The sequence below is a fragment of the Pandoraea fibrosis genome (genome assembly GCF_000807775.2).
GTDB lineage: Bacteria > Pseudomonadota > Gammaproteobacteria > Burkholderiales > Burkholderiaceae > Pandoraea > Pandoraea fibrosis.
In genome coordinates this window covers 4,680,414-4,697,088 of the sequence record NZ_CP047385.1, presented here as the reverse complement: position 1 = coordinate 4,697,088, position 16,675 = coordinate 4,680,414, and the positions used below count along the sequence as shown (strand labels likewise).

The 16,675-nt window shown below is 65.4% G+C and carries 5 protein-coding genes; all 5 read left to right on the top strand.

All coding sequences use genetic code 11. From position 1 onward, the window contains the following. The first annotated feature begins 107 nt into the window (after positions 1-107). The 5 genes from PI93_RS20675 to PI93_RS20655 all read left to right on the top strand — a co-directional run bounded on the left by PI93_RS20675 (position 108) and on the right by PI93_RS20655 (position 16,517). Entirely contained in the window at positions 108-1,424 is a 1,317-nt protein-coding gene (locus PI93_RS20675) for a citrate synthase (protein ID WP_236105771.1), read from the top strand. A gap of 308 nt (positions 1,425-1,732) precedes the next feature. Next, complete coding sequence (locus PI93_RS20670; protein WP_052240310.1) at positions 1,733-2,374, top strand: secretin and TonB N-terminal domain-containing protein; 642 nt, start codon at positions 1,733-1,735, stop codon at positions 2,372-2,374. Further along, positions 2,364-2,867, top strand: a complete 504-nt coding sequence (locus PI93_RS20665; protein ID WP_039365257.1) for an RNA polymerase sigma factor — start codon at positions 2,364-2,366, stop codon at positions 2,865-2,867. Before PI93_RS20670 ends, PI93_RS20665 begins: the two co-directional genes overlap by 11 nt. Before the next feature lie 212 nt (positions 2,868-3,079). After that, on the top strand, positions 3,080-4,105 hold the full coding sequence (locus PI93_RS20660) for a FecR family protein (RefSeq protein ID WP_039365258.1): 1,026 nt from the start codon (positions 3,080-3,082) through the stop codon (positions 4,103-4,105). Positions 4,106-4,271: 166 nt separating this feature from the next. Next, a complete protein-coding gene (locus PI93_RS20655) occupies positions 4,272-16,517 on the top strand; it encodes a filamentous haemagglutinin family protein (protein WP_052240311.1) in 12,246 nt (4,081 codons plus the stop codon). Positions 16,518-16,675: the final 158 nt, after the last annotated feature.

Below are 16,675 nucleotides of genomic sequence, written 5' to 3'. Positions count from 1 at the left end.
TGGGCGATTTTTTGTTTATCAATATTGATTTTTAAAGTCAATATGAATGTGGCATGATGTGCCGAAAAGTCGTCGCAGCGGGGCGATGACGATTGCCGAGGGTACCCATGACGCAGCAAACCGATTTGATGACGCGCGAAGATGTGCTGGCCATGCTCGACATCAAACCCGCCACGCTTTACGCCTATGTCAGCCGCGGATTGATTCGGGCACGTCCGCATGAAGACGGCCGGAAGAGTCTCTATCTGCGTCGCGATGTCGAGCGTCTCGCGACCCGCAAGCGCGGGCGCGCGCCGACTGGCGCCGTGGCGGAGTCGACCATGCGCTTCGGCGACCCGGTGCTGCATTCGGCCATCACCCAGATCACGCCGCACGGTCCGCGCTATCGGAATCGGCTGGCGATCGATCTGGCGAGCGGCGGGGCATCGTTCGAGTCGGTGGTGCATCTGCTCATGACGGGCATCTGGCAGGACAGCATTCCCGAGTGGCCGATGCAGGAGACACCGTCCGACGTGTTGCGTTTTCTGTCCGTCTACGATGGCGAAGTGGCGAGTGCCGATATCGGCAATTTGCTGGGCATGGTGCCGTTCGCGCTGGCCATGCATGGACGTGGCGCCCGCGAGCTGGCCGATGGCACTGCCGTGCAGGCGGCGCGCGCCATGCTGCATTGCATGGCCGGGTGCGTCGGCTTTCTCGGCCCGCAGCGACGCTTTATTGCGCGTGGCAATGACGAAAGCATCGCTGCGCACATTCTGCGGGCGGCAGGCAGTGCCGTGACGACGGCGAGGCTGCGGGCGATGAACGCCGCGTTGGTCGTGCTGGCCGACAACGAACTGGCTCCGGCGACGTTTTCGGCGCGTGTCGCGGCGTCGACCAATGCGGACTTGTTCGGTTGCGTGGCCGCAGCGATTGGCTCGCACATCGGCTTCACTACGGGCACCAGCACCGAGAAGATCGAGACGTTGCTGCTGTGCGAGCCGTTCGACGCCCTCGACTCGCGCGTGGGCCGTGTTCGTGAATACGGCGCGAGCCTGCTCGGCTTCAATCACCCGCTGTATCCCGGCGGCGACGCGCGTGCGGATCTGATGATGCAGATCGCGGGCGAACTGATGAACGAGACCGACGACCCGACGATTGACGAGACGTTGCGAACGAACACCCGTCTGACGCTTGATTTTCTCGGGCGCATGCGCACCGAAGCGAATGCGCATGCAGGCCTGGCAACGGGGCTGGTGGCACTCGCACGCGCGCTGGGACTCCCCGACGGAACCTCGACCGCACTCTGGATCATCGGCCGCTCGGCGGGATGGGTGGCCCATGTCATGGAGCAACGCACGCAGGCCTTCATGTTGCGTCCGCGTGCCAAGTACGGATTTGGTGGCCCTGTGGCGGCCGATACGTTCGAGCCCTCCGTCGCGCGATAGCAAGCCGGGGAGATAGCCCTGCGAGAGGGTCGGCACCGCTCAGGTGTCAGACGCGGGGGGGGGCTGACAGATACGACGCTTGTAACAAAAAATTCATGTCGGACTGCTAGCCTGCGCGAAGCATTCACTCTCGCACGCCCCCAGGGGTTCCCACGTGATCCCGGGGCAGCCGTGCGCCAAGTAGCGCGGACATGCTCAGAACCATAGCGATAAGCACGCCGCGGCCGATATTGTTACTGTGCATCGCGATGATCTGCTCCTGCGCTTGCTCTGCCCGTGTCTCGGCGACGGAGGTCGCGCCGGGGAGCGTGACCGCCGTCGATGCCGTGGCGCAGACGCCGCTGCATTTCGATATCCCTGCGCAGCCGCTGCAGTCCGCGCTCGAGTCCTACGGCGCATTCACGGACGTGTCGCTGCTCTATGACAGCACTCTCACCGCTGGACGACTTTCCGCGCCTGTGCAAGGTGATATGACCGACCGCGCGGCGCTGGCGACGTTGCTTGAAGGCAGTGGCCTCACACCGCGATATACCGGCGCGAAGACGGTGGCGCTTGTGCCCTTGCGCACCAGTGCCTCTGACGTTGTCGACACTGCGCCTGTAGCGGCCGCTGCCGCGCATCGTTACTTCGGGCTGGTGCAGGCACGTGTGCATGACGCGTTCTGCGCGCAGCCGGTGTTGGCGCTGGGTGCCCGACGCATTGCACTGCGTCTGTGGATCGACGCTACGGGACGGATCGGCCCCGTCTCGCTACTCGGTTCTAGCGGCGACGCGAGCGTCGACAAGCTGGTTGTCGCGTCGCTGCAAGGCGTGCGTGTCGAGGAAGCCGCGCCGCCATCGCTTGCCCAGCCGTTCACGTTCGTGATTCTGCCGAAGGCCTCCGGCCGCCGTTGGGGGTGCGACCCGGCCAACGACGCCCGGCCCGTGACGGGAGGGTCGAATGGCCGATAGTGCGCGCGCCACACTGCGTGAACTGCTCGTGGAGCGATACGGGCAGCTCAAGACGTTGCTCTCGCGTAAGCTCGGCTCGTCCGATCTGGCGGGCGACGCCTTGCAGGACACTTGGGTGCGTCTGGAGAACACGGAGAACATCGAGTCGGTGCGCAATCCGGGCGCGTATCTATACCGCATGGCCTATCACGCGGCGATCGACAAGCAGCGTGCCGAAGATCGCCGTCTGAGCGTTGGCGAGATCGAGACGATGCTCGATCTGGTGAGCCCCGATCCCGGCCCGGCCCAGATCGCGGAAGCGAACTCGGACCTGAATGCACTCGCGCAGGTTCTGGCGCAGATGCCGCAGCGCCGTCGCGACATTCTGCTGGCCGTGCGTCTAGATGGCCTTGCACAACGGGAAGTCGCCGAGCGTTTCGGGATTTCCTTGCGTTTGGTCGAACTGGAGTTGAAGCGAGCGCAGGCGTTCTGCGCCGAGCACATCGAACGGTAGAAAGCTGGCAGCGGGCGTGGCACGACTTTATGACGGTCGTGCGACGCGCTAGACAAAAATTTGAAAAAAATGCGGAATCCGGCAATGGGAAACGTCATGTAATCAAGACGCCCGGAAATTTAACGACATTGCGTGGATACGCGCGGATTGGCGGGCCGTATTGTGGGCAAAATAGCCGCCACCGCAAGCAGAGGATCGACAGATACCCCGACATGAAGGCAGCACCCGACAGCCCGAACCGATTCGTCACCCGGCAGGCCGCGTCCGACGCGCAGGCCGTGCAACGTGACGCCCATGCATGGGTGCGACGTCTCACGTCCGGCGAAGCCACCGTGGCGGATGCGCAGGCGCTCCAGCAATGGTGCGATGCGAGTCCCTCCCATGCCGCGGCATTCGCCGACGCGCGTCGCCTGTGGCGCGACCTCGGCCCGGCCGGCGAGATGGTGCGCGCCCGCGAGCGTGCCGAGGCGCGTCGTCCTGTGCGTGTCGGGCGTCGCGTGCTCCTCGGTGGCGCACTCGCATCGGTGGCCGGCATCGGGGCCGCCGTGGTCGCCCCGGTCGGCCTCTGGGGGGCGATGACGTCGTTGGCCCATGCCGACTACCGCACGTCGGTCGGCGAGCAGCGGCAGATCGCGCTGCCCAATGACGTCACGGTCAATCTGAACACGCGAACCAGCATCGCGCTGATGAGGACGGGCGCGCAGGCCAGTGGGCAGTCCGCACTGAGCGCACGTTCCGGCATTGACTTGCTCGATGGCGAGATCGCCGTCGACAACTCGCGTAGTGCCGGGCGGTTCGTCGTCTCGGCGGGCGATGGACGTACCATCGGCACGCAGGCCAATTTTGAGGTGCGCAATCTCGATACGTGCGTATGCGTGACATGTGTGTCCGGTAACGTTCGCGTCGAACTGGGCAGCAATTACGTGCAGTTGGCGGCGAACCAGCAAGTGATCTATCGGGGGCAACACCTCGGGCGCGCGACGTCGGTCGATGCGACCGTCGCCACCGCGTGGCGCTCGGGCGTGCTCGTGTTCCGCGACACGCCGCTCGCCGACGTCGTTGGCGAGATCAATCGCTATCGCTCGGGGCGTGTGGTGGTGATCGACAGTCAACTGGCGCAAAGCCGTCTGAGCGGACGATTCCGCATTGACCGGCTGGGCGAAATCTTCGCGCAGATTCAGGAAGTGCTTGGCGCGCGGGTGACGCAACTACCCGGTGGCATCGTGGTGGTGGGCTGACTCACGCCATGGGTTGTGGGTGAATTTTGGGTGAAAAGGCGCACATCGCGATTTATTTCGTGCCGGGCGTTGCGGGTTTCGCAAGTGAGCGTCGTCATCAAAGGGAAGGCTACCTGCATCGATCGGATGGGGAGGGCCGCTAACCGATTGCCACTGCAAAACCGACATGCAACCGAACCCTTTCGTCTCGCTCGCTTCGCCCGATTCCGACACCTTTGCCGACTCGCCGCGTAAGCGCCAACGTCAGCGACTCGGACGCGTCATTCGCAGTCTTCATCGAAAACCACTCGTACAAGCGGCAGCGCTCACACTCCTCGCGTCGTCGGCCGCCCATGCACAGCAAGCCTTCAGCAACGCGTGGTTCGCCGCACGCGGCGCCGCGCAGGCAACAGCGTCGCAGACGGGACGTTTGCCCAACGGCATGCCGGTCACGTCGCTCATGGACCCATCGGCGCAGCAACAGCAAGCGAACGCGCAACTGCAACGCTCGATTGCGAATCTGGGCTCGGCGGCCCAGAACATTGCGGCGATGCAGGCCGCGCAGGCCAACGCCCGCACGGCTGCGGCCAACAGCGACGCCACGATCCCCGACGGACTGACCGAGGGCGGCCTGAAGGTCGACACCAACAGCCTGACCAAAGGCTGGATCAACGCGCAGGCGCCGACGCAAACGTCACAGAACGGCAAGACCAACGTCAACATTCAGCAAATGGCCGACAAGGCAATCCTGAACTGGGAGACGTTCAACGTCGGCCGTAATACGTCGGTGAATTTCGCACAGCAACGCGACTGGGCAGTGCTCAATCGCGTGAACGATCCGAATGCACGTCCCAGTCAGATTCAGGGGCAGATTCACGGCGACGGCACCGTACTGATTCTGAACCGCAACGGTGTGATCTTCGGTGGCACGAGTCAGGTCGATACGCGCAATCTGGTGGCGGCGGCGGCGCGCCTGAGCGACGCGCAGTTCCAGACCGGCGGGATTTACGGGGCGAACGGCACGACGCCGAGCTTTACCGATGCGCTGGGCAGGGTCGAAGTGCAAGCGGGCGCGAACATCACGACACGCGCGCCGACATCGGTGACGCAAGGCGGTGGCTATGTGCTGCTGCTGGGCCATCAGGTGAGCAATGCGGGCACCATCGTCACCCCGCAGGGGCAGGTGGCGCTGGCCGCCGGCGACAGCTTCGTGATCCGCAAGGGCGTAGGCACGGATGCCAACACGCCGTCGACCACGCGCGGCAATGAAATCTCGCCGCAGTTCGTCGCGCAGAGCACAGCAGGGCAGGTGGTCAACATAGGCCTGCTGATGGCGACGGAAGGCGACGTTACGATGGCGGGCCGCGACGTTCAGCAACTAGGCACGGCGGTGTCGACCACGACGGTGAACACGCGCGGCACGATTCACTTGCTGAACTCGGCCAGCGACACGCAGGGCAAGGTGACGTTGGGCAGCGGGGCGCTGACGTCGGTGCTCATCAGCGACACCGGGGCGACGGCGCTGGACAGTCAGCGCACGGCGCTCATTCAGGATTCTGCGGCGCAAGACCTCCTGCGGGCAGGCATGTCGCAGGGATTGTTCGATAACCTGTCGAAACTCTCGGATCGCCGCGATCAGTCGCGCGTCGAGGTCGTGAGCGGCGGCAGCGTGGAATTCCAGAGCGATTCGCTCACGCTGGCGACCGGCGGGCAAATCGCGGTGAGTGCGACCGGACGCAGCTTCGTTGCGAATCGCGCACAGCTCGACGTGTCGGGGGCGGTCGGCGTATCGCTGTCGATGGACAGCAACAACGTGAAGGTCAACGTGCAGGGCAACGAGCAACGCGACGCGCCCGGCAACCGGGATAACGCGGCGTTGAACAATGCCAATGTCTGGATCGACCGTCGCCGTTTGGTCTATGTGCCCGCTTCCGTGGGCGGTTACGCCAACGAACGCTGGTACACCCCCGGCGGCCTGCTGGAACTCGGCGGCTATCTGTCGAATCAGGCGCATCGCGTCGGTGAATGGGCAGCGCAGGGCGGCGCCGTCACGCTCGGCGGCAGCGAAGTCGTCACGCAAGCGGGCGCCGCCATCAACGTATCGGGCGGCTCGCTCGATGTGCAGACAGGCTTCCTGAATCAAACATGGCTGCGCGGTGCGGACGGCCAGATCTACAACGCCAATACGGCGCCTGCGAACGTCATCTACACGGGCGTGTACACCGGCTTCGACGTGGCGCACCCGCGTTGGGGCGCGAACACGACAGAGTCCTATGCCAACCCGCTGATCGCGCCCCAACGCGTACTGCAAAATGGCTACACCGTGGGCCGCGACGCGGGCCGTCTGTCGATTTCCGCGCCAACGGCCGTACTCGAAGGCGATGTGATCGCCAACGTCTACACCGGCCCGGTGCAGACGCAAGTGCGCCCGTCGAGCCTGACCGATGGCTACGCGTTGAGTCAGTTCGCTGTACCGCGTGCCGGTTCGCTTACGCTCGGCCAGTACACGGGGGCGGGCCGCACGGGGGTCTTCACGACGGATGTCGTGATCGGCGACATTCCCGATATCACCTCGGCGTTGTCGGCGGCCGGCACGCTGGACCCCTCGCGCGCCAGCACCCTCTGGCTCGACGCTTCGCGCATGAACGCCACGGGCTATGGCGAAGTGGATCTCGTGACCTCGGGCGACGTGAAGGTGCGCAGCGATCTGCGTCTGGACAACGGCGGCCGCTTGTCGCTGGTCGCACCGTATGTCGATGTGTCGGGCACTCTGACGGTGCCGTCAGGGACGGTAACCCTCTCCAACACATACCTGCGCGCGGGTGATAGGTACGCCACTGCACTCTTCTCGGCCAACGGCACGGTCGGGCTGACGTTGTTGCCCGGCGCGCGCATCGACGTGCGCGGCCTGTGGGTCAATGGCAGCACCGACCCCGGCTCGCTCTCCAAGGTGGCATTCATCAACGGCGGCAGCGTCACGCTCGACTCGACGAGTGACCTGACGCTCGGCGATGGCAGCGTGATCGATGTGTCCTCAGGCGCTGCAATCCTCGCCAACGGCAAGACCCGGGGCGGCACGGGCGGTAATGTGACGCTGATCGCCGGCGATTCGGCGGGTAACGTCAATGTGAACGTTGGCACGCTCATCCTGAACGGTACGATCAACGCCTACGGCGTGAACGGCGGCGGCAAGCTGACCATCTCGACGCCCGACGCCATCATGATCGGTGCGAACGCGGCGCTCGCGGGCGGCGAACTGGCTGCCGGCACGTCGGCGGATATTGCCGTGAAACTGGCCGAACCGTATACCGTGCCTGCCGGCACGCCGCTGCCGTTCTCCTCGATCGACGCCCATACCCGGCTGATCATGGACGTCCCGTTCCCGGTGCCGATCCAGTTCGACGTCGCGCCGACCGTACCGACGGCGGCGGACTGGGTCGTGCCGGACGGCGTGACGGTGTTTGCGTACCGGGCAGGGCCGAATTCGGACTACGATCGCTATTACGCTGGCGACACGGTGCCGAAAGGCAAGCTGATCAACAACATCTTCGGCACGAACAACAGCGACGGCTCCCTCCCGGTCGGCACAATCATTCCGTCGAGCGTGTTCCCCGTCGGCTTTGCGATCCGTCCGTACCGGATCGTGTACACGGCAGGTACGGTGAGCAACGTCGATGTGACCTATCCGGTGGGCGTCGTCATTCCGGCGGGCACAACTCTGGCGCGCACCGTCGCCGTCACGCTGGTCCCGATGTTCAATGCGGGGGCTTCGGGCAGCAATACGCCGTTCTTCAGCACGGGCTTCTCCAGCTACGACATCAATGGCGGCCAGGGTGTGCGTGTCGATAACGGCGTAACGCTCGAACCGGTCATGCCGGTCTATCGCTTTACGGCGGACAGCCCGACGGCACCGACGGGCAGTGATCCGTCGAAGGTCATGACCCTGACGCTGCCGCCGCTGGTTGCCGAGAATGCCCGGACCGCCACGCTCACGCAGCGCGCCGGGGCGAGTCTCGCGCTGCGCTCCGTCGGCAAGGACTATCAGGGCAACATGGCGGGTAGCGAGGTCAACATCGGCAAAGGTGCGACGCTCGCCGTCGACCCCGGGCAGAGCCTCACGCTCGATGCCTTTGGCCGCATCACTGTCGACGGCTCGCTCATTGCTCGCGGCGGGAAGATCGCGTTGATGTCGGAAGCGGACAACGTACTGGCGAGCGCGCGCAACTTCGACGCGAGCGGCAACAACCTCGGCATGTCGATCTGGCTGGGGCCGACGGCGCTGCTCGACGTCTCCGGCTTCGGCTACACGGCCACGGATGCCACGGGGCGCCGGTACGGCATGGTGTCGGATGGCGGCAGCATCACGATCAACGGGGGGCCGTCGTTCGTGATCGTGCGCCCGGGGGCCGAGCTCAATGCCGACGGCGCGGCGGTGAGCGTCGCCACGTCGAGCGTGTCGGGACAACCGGCGAACGCCATAGGCACGACGACGCTCGCCTCCAGCGGCGGCACCGTCTCGCTCAGTTCGATGAGTGGATTGATGCTCGACGGCAACGCTCATGCCAAAGCGGGGGGCGCCGGCGCTTTGGGCGGGGATCTGTCGCTCTCGCTCGTCACGCCGCAATTCCAGGATCCGTGGGGACAGTTGCCAGGCAACGTCACCGTGCCGGGGCAGTTCGTGGTGACGCAAACGCGCGCCGTACCCGCGGCACTGTCGGGACCGGATGCTGTCTCGGCGCTCGTGTTCGGCAACGCTGCCGTGAGCGTCGACCAGATCAGGGACGGGGGCTTTAGCGGTGTGTCGCTGATGACCACCGACATGATGATCTTCCCGGGCGACGTCTCGCTCTCGCTCGACAAGAGCCTCAAGCTCACGGCGAATGCCTTCACGTCGTCGGCGCCGCAGACCGGCACTGTCGTGCCGTCGAGCAACATGGTTCGCCTCGCCGCGCCCTATGTGAACCTGACGGGCACGCCGTCCATCTACAAGGACGGCTATCGCAGCGGCAGCATCGGCGCGCCGAGTTCGGCCGCGGTGCCTACGACGGCGACGTTCGAAGTCGATGCGAATCTCATCGATCTGCAAGGCCCGCTGTCGTTCTCGCCGAGTCTGTCGGTACCGGTGACAGGCTTTCTCACGACACGTCTGGTCAGTCAGGGCGATATCCGCTTCCTGCCCACGCCGGCGATCCAGCAGGGCACGACGTTGCTCTCCGCCTGGGACATCGAACTCGACGGCGCGCAGATTTATCCGACGACCGGTGCGGTAGCGAACATCGTGGCGGGCCAGCGAAATCGCGACTACGACGGAACGCTCACGTTCGGACGCACCACGTCGAGCGTGCCGGACATGCCGATGTCCGCATTCGGCACGCTGACCATTTCCGCACCGAATATCCGTCAGGGCGGCATCCTGCGTGCGCCGCTGGGCCGACTGATTTTCGGCCGGACGGACGCCGCAGTGCCGGGCGACGGGGCGCTCGAGGTCAAGTCCGTCGAGTTGCTGCCCGGCAGCATCACCTCGGTGTCGTCGAACGGCCTGACGATGCCTTACGGCGGCACGTTAGACGGCGTGACGTACAGCTTCAATGGCGCGAGCGTCACACCGCTGCAGGCAGGCGGCTTCACCGCTGGCGGCTGGGCGATCAGTTCCGGCATCGGCCTGAAGGGCGACGTCGTGACGGTCGGCAGCGGCGCGGTGCTCGACCTGTCCGGCGGCGGCACACTCACCGGCGCGGGATTCGTGTCCGGCCGAGGCGGTTCGGTCAACGTACTCAACACGCCGTTGGTCAACGCGAACCCGACCATGAAGCTGAGCAGGGCGGGCGACAAGGTCTACGCCATTGTGCCGGGCTACGCGTCGAACTATGCACCGGTCTCACCGGATAACGGTGCGGGCGATCCGGCCGTGGGCCAACGCATCACCATCGGCGACGGCGTGCCGGGCCTGCCGGCCGGCACCTACACGCTGCTGCCGTCGAACTACGCGCTGCTGCCCGGAGCGTATCGCGTCGAGATCGGCGGCACCGGACAGATCCTGCCGGGCACGCCGACGGCCGCGGGCAACGGCACCTATCTGGCGGCGGGCTATCTGAGTACCGCCAACACCGGCGCGCGCAGCCAACTGCCGTCTACGCTGCTGGTCACGCCGGGTGCCGCCGTGCGCAAGTATTCGCAATACAACGAGCAGAGCTACGGCGACTTTCTTTCGGCGCAGGCAGCGCAATTCGGCAACCTCGTGCCGATGCTGCCGCGCGACGGACGCGTGCTCGACATCTCGTTCACGTCGCCTGGCACACCCGTAACGGGCCCGGTGTTCTCGTTCCAGGGGCAGGCCAACTTCCAGGCGGCGCCGGGTGGCATCGCCGGGCAGGTGGCTGTGGAGAACGTCGGCGAAATCACCGCAGGCACACCCACGGCCGGATTCAGCGGCGTTTCGGTCGGTGCGAACGATCTGAGCGCTATCAACGCACCGCGCCTGAGCATCAACGGTTATGCGTCGGCGAAGGTTGGGCAGTACATGTTCGGCAACAGCGGCGTCGGCGGCAACGATCTGTTCGTGCGCGACGGCGTGACGCTATCGGCCGGAGAGCTCTACCTGGTCGGCAACAACATCACGCTCGGCAACGGCGTAACGCTCACGACCGTCGGCAAGGGACCGGCCCCGTTCGACACGGCGTCGACCGGCATGCCTTACGTCGCCGGCAACTACACGGTGCTTGGCCTTTCGAATGGCGAGATCGAATTCGGCGGCGCGCAAACGAGTCGGGGCAGTATCACCATCGGCGCAGGCTCGGGTCTCTTCGCCGAGGGCTCGCTGGTCTTCTCGACCAACGGTGCCTCGACGCTCGACCCGACGTCGCGCTTCGGTGCGCGCAACATCACGCTGGCCGTCGGCGCGCTCAATGTCGGCGATGCGGCGCAAGTGGCCGCCGCAGGCAATCCGGCAGGCATGCTGTTCAATCAGGCCATGCTCTCGACGCTGATGCACGGCGACCCGGCGAGCGGGGCGCCCGCACTCGAGAAACTCACGCTGGGTGCAGCAGGCGCGATCAATGTCTTCGGGAGCAGTCGCCTCGATACCCGCGGCTCCGGCGTGAGTGTCGTGCTCAAGGCCCCGGCGATCTACGGTTACGGCGCGGTGGGCGACCATGCGACGATCGCGGCCGATCAACTGACATGGAACGGTGTGGCCGATGCGCCGGTACCGGCGCTGGTCGGCGCGCCGGGCAGTGGCGCGTTGAGTCTGATCGCGAAAGAAATCGATCTCGGCACATTCGCGCCGGTCGACACGACAAGCGCTACGCGCACGATGTACGGTTTCGGCAACGTCGATCTCACCGCCAGCGACCGCATCGTCTCGGCAGGCAACAGCAAGCTCTTCGTGTATCAGGCGCCGAGCACGCAAAGCGGGGACGTGTTCGGTCAGAGCGGCACGGGCGGCAACCTGACGCTCGCCACGCCACTGCTGACCGGCGTGCAGAAGTCGGTCATCGGCTACACGGCAGGCGGCACGCTCGACATCGTAGCCCCGGCGGGCACAACGCCAAGCGCGGCCACGTCGAGCGTGGCGGGGGCGGAGATCGATCTGACCGGCGACACCGTCCGTCTCGGCACGACGGTCCTGTTGCCGAGTGGCAAGCTTGCCGTCGACGCGACACATGACATCGTGCTCGCCGACGGCAGCCGCATCGACCTGAGCGGCCAGACGTCGCGTATTCAGGCGGCGACCCTTTACGGCTTTGGCGGCATCGCAGTGTTCACGAGCGCACAAGGCGGCGTTTCGCAGTCGTCGGGTTCGATCATCGACGTCTCTGCTCAGAACAATCATGCAGGCACGATCACCGTCGACGCCAGTACCGGCGCCGTCGTGCTGGGCGGTCAATTGCGCGGCAACGCGAACGCGGGGTTCGTCAGCGGGGACTTCGGCGCGTCGGCCGGGACTTTCGCGGATTTCGCCGGACTCAACACGCTGCTCAATGGCGGTGGCTTCTTCGATGCGCGCAGTTTCGTGCAGAAGCAGGGCGATCTGGTGGTCGGCGACGGCGTGAAGGCGCACAAGGTCAATCTGTCGGTCGATAACGGCAGCCTGACGGTGAGCGGCACCATCGATGCGTCCGGCGCCGCGCCGGGCACGATCCGGCTTTCCGCCAGCACCGGACTCACGCTCGCCAGCACGGCAGTGCTCGACGCGCACGGCACGAAGCTTCAGGTCGACAGCTACGGCGCACCCGTCGAGTCGAAGAATCGCGGTCATATCGAGCTGACGACTTCGGGCGGCCGAATGACGCTCTCGCCGGGGGCAACACTCGATCTGAGCATGCCGGACGGCAAGTCCTACGGCGACGTTGTGCTGAACGCGATGCGCACGGGCGAAACCTCGGGCGACATCGCCATCGACGCGCTCGGGCCACTGACAATTCGTGGTGCGAACAGTATTGCGCTCAACGGTTTCTGGACGTACAACCTCGCGCCGGGCAGCGAGATCTCGCAGGCAACGCTCGACGGCTACGATACCGCGAGCACGACGTTCATGAACGCCGCAGCGGGCAATGGTGCCCTGGCGGCGCGCACCGCGGGCCTGTCGGCCTACGGCAACGCCTACCACCTGCGCCCGGGCGTGCAGATCGCCTCGACCGGCGATCTTTCGACGCTCGGCGATATCGATCTCGCGAAGTACCGTTATGGCGCATTTGCCAACCGCGACCCGAATTCGGCGACCTACGGCGCAGGCGAGCCGATGGCGCTTGCGATCCGGGCGGGCGGCAATCTGACCATCGGCGGCAGCATCTCGGACGGGTTCCGGTCAACGAGCGGTACGCCGGCGGTCTACAGTACGATCGATTACGCGAACGATTCGAACTCCGAGCTGTGGCCGCCCAGTTACTCCGGTCTGGGCAATTCCAGCTACGCCTTCCAGATCGCTGTCGCATTGATGTCCGACTGGACCGTGCCGAACGACGCGTTTTATCTGCAGATGGTGTCGGACTACGGCGTTCCTTTCGTGGATACGAATGGGCGCTCATACGGACCCGGCGATACGATCCGGGCAGGCACCATGCTCGACCCCGGCCCGTCGTCGGGGGGGAATGACTACCTGATGTTCGAAGTCTCGAACCTGCCCGCCATCGGGCGGGTGGCGTCCCCCGCCGTCCCCGGTGCCGCGCCCACCTCGCCGATGGCAGCCATGCTCGCCCCCGGTTCGCTCTCGGCGTCGGTGCGCCTCGTCGGTGGCGCCGATCTCGCGGCCGCCGATCAGCGCGCCATGCAGTCGACGCGTGCATTGGCAGGCAGCGGCAACGTGACGTTGAGCGACGCCGCGTATAACAACGCGCAACGCGCCACGGCGTTCAGCGTGCTGCGCACCGGTACCGGGAGCCTGGATATCCTGTCCGGCGGTAGTTTCAGCGAAGCTACGCCTTATGGCGTCTACACGGCGGGCACGGCGTCGGCGCCGATCCTCGCAGCCGACGGCAGCAATCCGTACAACCTGCCGGGCGCGGCGTCGGGCGGCGCCGTGCAGGTCTGGTATCCGGAGCACGGTGGCGACATGCTGCTCATTGCGCAGCAGGACGTCACCGGCAATATCCAGATCGCGGATAACTCGGTGCGCTACAACAACAGCAATCTCACGTCGAACTGGTTGTGGCGTCAGGGCGGTGCCGGGCTGACGCCGGACGCGGCGGCTTGGGGCATCAACTTCGGCTCGATGGCGCAGATCAACCCGAACAGCCTCACGCAGTCGATCGTCGGGTTCCAGGGCATCGGCACGCTCGGGGGCGGGAATCTGACCGTGGACGCCGGGCGCAACGCCGGTGTGACGATGTCGGGCAATGTTTCCCAATCGACCGGTCTCGACCTCGCCGTCGCCTCGACCGGACGCGTGTTATCCGACGGCACGGTGGTCCAGACCGGCGGCGGCGATGTGAGCCTGAAGGTCGGTGGGATGCTCAATGGACGCTCGTCTCTGGCGCAGCAGTCCGACCGTCCGTCCGACTACTTCGGCAATGTCACGAACCTGCGCGGCGATGCAAGCATCGATGCGGGCTCAATCGGCACGATGGCCCCGTTCGGCAACGGCAGCTACTGGAAGTCGTTCGATCCGCGTGTGCAACCGCTGACGACGATCAAGGGCGTGACGCAAACGCGCGGGCCGACCCTCGTTCCAGGGGACGGGACGGTCAGCATGAGCGCACGTGGCGATCTGGTGCTCGGCGGCGTTGGCGATGCGGGCATGATCCCGAGCTCGGACGTCAATGGCGGGTACTACACGAACAGCACGGGTACCGTTGGCAAGGGCGGGTATACGCAGTTCACACTGTTCCGGCCGTCCAGCAAAGTGTCGTTGTTCTCAGCCGGCGGGGATGTGATGCCGATGGACGGCGGCACCTCGGGCAACGCGCTCAACAACGCCGGCACGTTCTTCCCGGGTAGCCTCAGCGTGACGGCTGCCAATGGCGATATCCGCTTCAAGACGGGCATGACGCCCGATGACCCGAGAACCGATCTGGAACTGATCGCCTCCCCCGTGGGGCAGCTCGAGATGTATGCGGCAGGTACGATCTACGGTCAGGGCGGAACCGTCTCGATGTCCGGCGCCGACATGGCGGCGTTGGCCACGCCGCAGCACGTCTTCTTTCAGACGTTCAACGGTGGAGCGCTCAACAGCGCGTCGATCGATGCGGCCATCCGTCAGAATGCCCGCACGCCGCTCGCCTACGGCGAAGACACGGTGACGTCGGCGCTCCACGCAGGCGACAGCGTGCCCGCACGCATCTATGCAGGCGTGGATATCGACGATCTGGGACTGGGCAAGACGCTCAAGATGGTCAATGACCCGGTGGCGCAGTTCATCCCGTCGCACACTACCTGGTACGTTGCCGCCAAGCCGTTCGAGGTCATGGCGGGGCGAGACATCGTCGGCATGGGCACGGTGCCGGACACGTTCGCGAATGTGACCGGCAACGACATCACACTGAAGCAGGCCGGACGCGACATCCTTTACCAGTCGGTGAACATTCTCGGACCGGGGCTGTTGCAGATGCAGGCCGGGCGAAATCTGTATCAAGGCTATTACGGCATGCTGACGAGCGTGGGCGATGTGATTCATCCGTCGAACACGAGCGGCGGTGCAGGGATCTCGGTGTTGGCTGGGGTAGGCGCCAACGGCCCGGATTACGCCGGTTTTGCCAAGGCGTACTTCGATCCGGCGAACCAGTTGCCCGGTGGCACCGCGCTGGCGGGCAGCGGTAAAGTGGTGCACGCCTACGGCGATGAATTGGCGACATGGCTCAAGGGACGTTTCGGCTACGACGGCACCCCGGCCGATGCGCTCGCGTACTTCCTCGCGTTGCCCGCCGCCCAGCAAGGCGTGTTCGTACGCGACATATACTTCCGGGAGTTGCTGCTCGGCGGCCGTGAATACAACGACTCGGGCAGCCCGCGCTACGGCAGCTATCTGCGCGGACGCGACGCCATTGTGACGCTGTTCCCCGCGAACGATGCCGCAGGCCACCCCAACGACTACAAGGGCGCGATCACGATGTTCAGCAGCGTGGTCGGGATGAACAACGTCAATGGCGTGAACATTCCGGTTACCAGCGACGCCGGTGTGCGTACCAACTTCGGCGGCACCATTCAGATGCTCAACCCGGGCGGCCGCACGCTGGTCGGGGTGGAAGGGGTCACGCCGGGCGCCACGGCCGGTGTCGTCACGCAGGGTGAGGGCGATATTCAGCTCTACAGCCGGGACAGCATTCTGCTCGGTCTGTCGCGGGTGATGACGACCTTCGGCGGTGCGATTCAGGCGTGGTCGTCCGACGGCGACATCAACGCGGGGCGCGGTTCGAAGACGACGGTGCTCTATACGCCGCCCAAGCGGGTGTACGACAGCATGGGCGACGTGACCCTCTCGCCATCGGTGCCGTCCAGCGGTGCGGGTATCGCCACGCTGGCGCCGTTGCCGGAAGTCCCGGGCGGCGACATCGATCTGGTCGCGCCGCTGGGCACGATCGATGCGGGCGAGGCCGGGATTCGCGTCTCGGGTAACGTCAACTTCGCCGCACTGGCGGTGGTCAATGCCGCCAACGTTCAGGTGCAAGGCAAGTCAACCGGGTTGCCGGTGATCGCGGCAGTCAACGTTGGTGCATTGACGAATGCGAGCGCCACCGCGGCGCAGGCAGCGTCGGCCGCACAGGAGGCAATGGCCCGCGAGCGTGTCGCGCAGCGTCAGAACGCCCCGTCCATCTTCTCCGTGCGCATGTTGAGCGCGGGCGATGCGAACGGTGTGTCGCCCGACCAGCGCGGGGCGGCGCTCGCGACGCCCGCCAAGGTGAGTTACGACCCGTCGAGCGCATTCCAGCTGGTGGGGAACGGGGAACTGACCGAAGCCCAGAAGACACAACTCACGCGCGAGGAAAAGGCACATCTGTGACAGCGTCGGCGCCGTTACAAAAAATAATCTGCGGATTTGCCCGTCGATATCCGTCTTGTCATTGAGGCTTGCCGTCAGCCGGCAGATCGAAGCGTTCATGGGGATCGGGGGCACACAATGTTCGCGCAGAAGTCACACGAGGAAAGCAGGGCTTGGGG

Excerpts from the sequence above, each read along its gene's own strand:
- PI93_RS20665 (WP_039365257.1), top strand. The coding sequence starts at position 2,364 with ATGGCCGATAGTGCGCGCGCCACACTGCGTGAACTGCTCGTGGAGCGA.
- PI93_RS20675 (WP_236105771.1), top strand. The coding sequence starts at position 108 with ATGACGCAGCAAACCGATTTGATGACGCGCGAAGATGTGCTGGCCATG.
- PI93_RS20660 (WP_039365258.1), top strand. The coding sequence starts at position 3,080 with ATGAAGGCAGCACCCGACAGCCCGAACCGATTCGTCACCCGGCAGGCC.
- PI93_RS20655 (WP_052240311.1), top strand. The coding sequence starts at position 4,272 with ATGCAACCGAACCCTTTCGTCTCGCTCGCTTCGCCCGATTCCGACACC.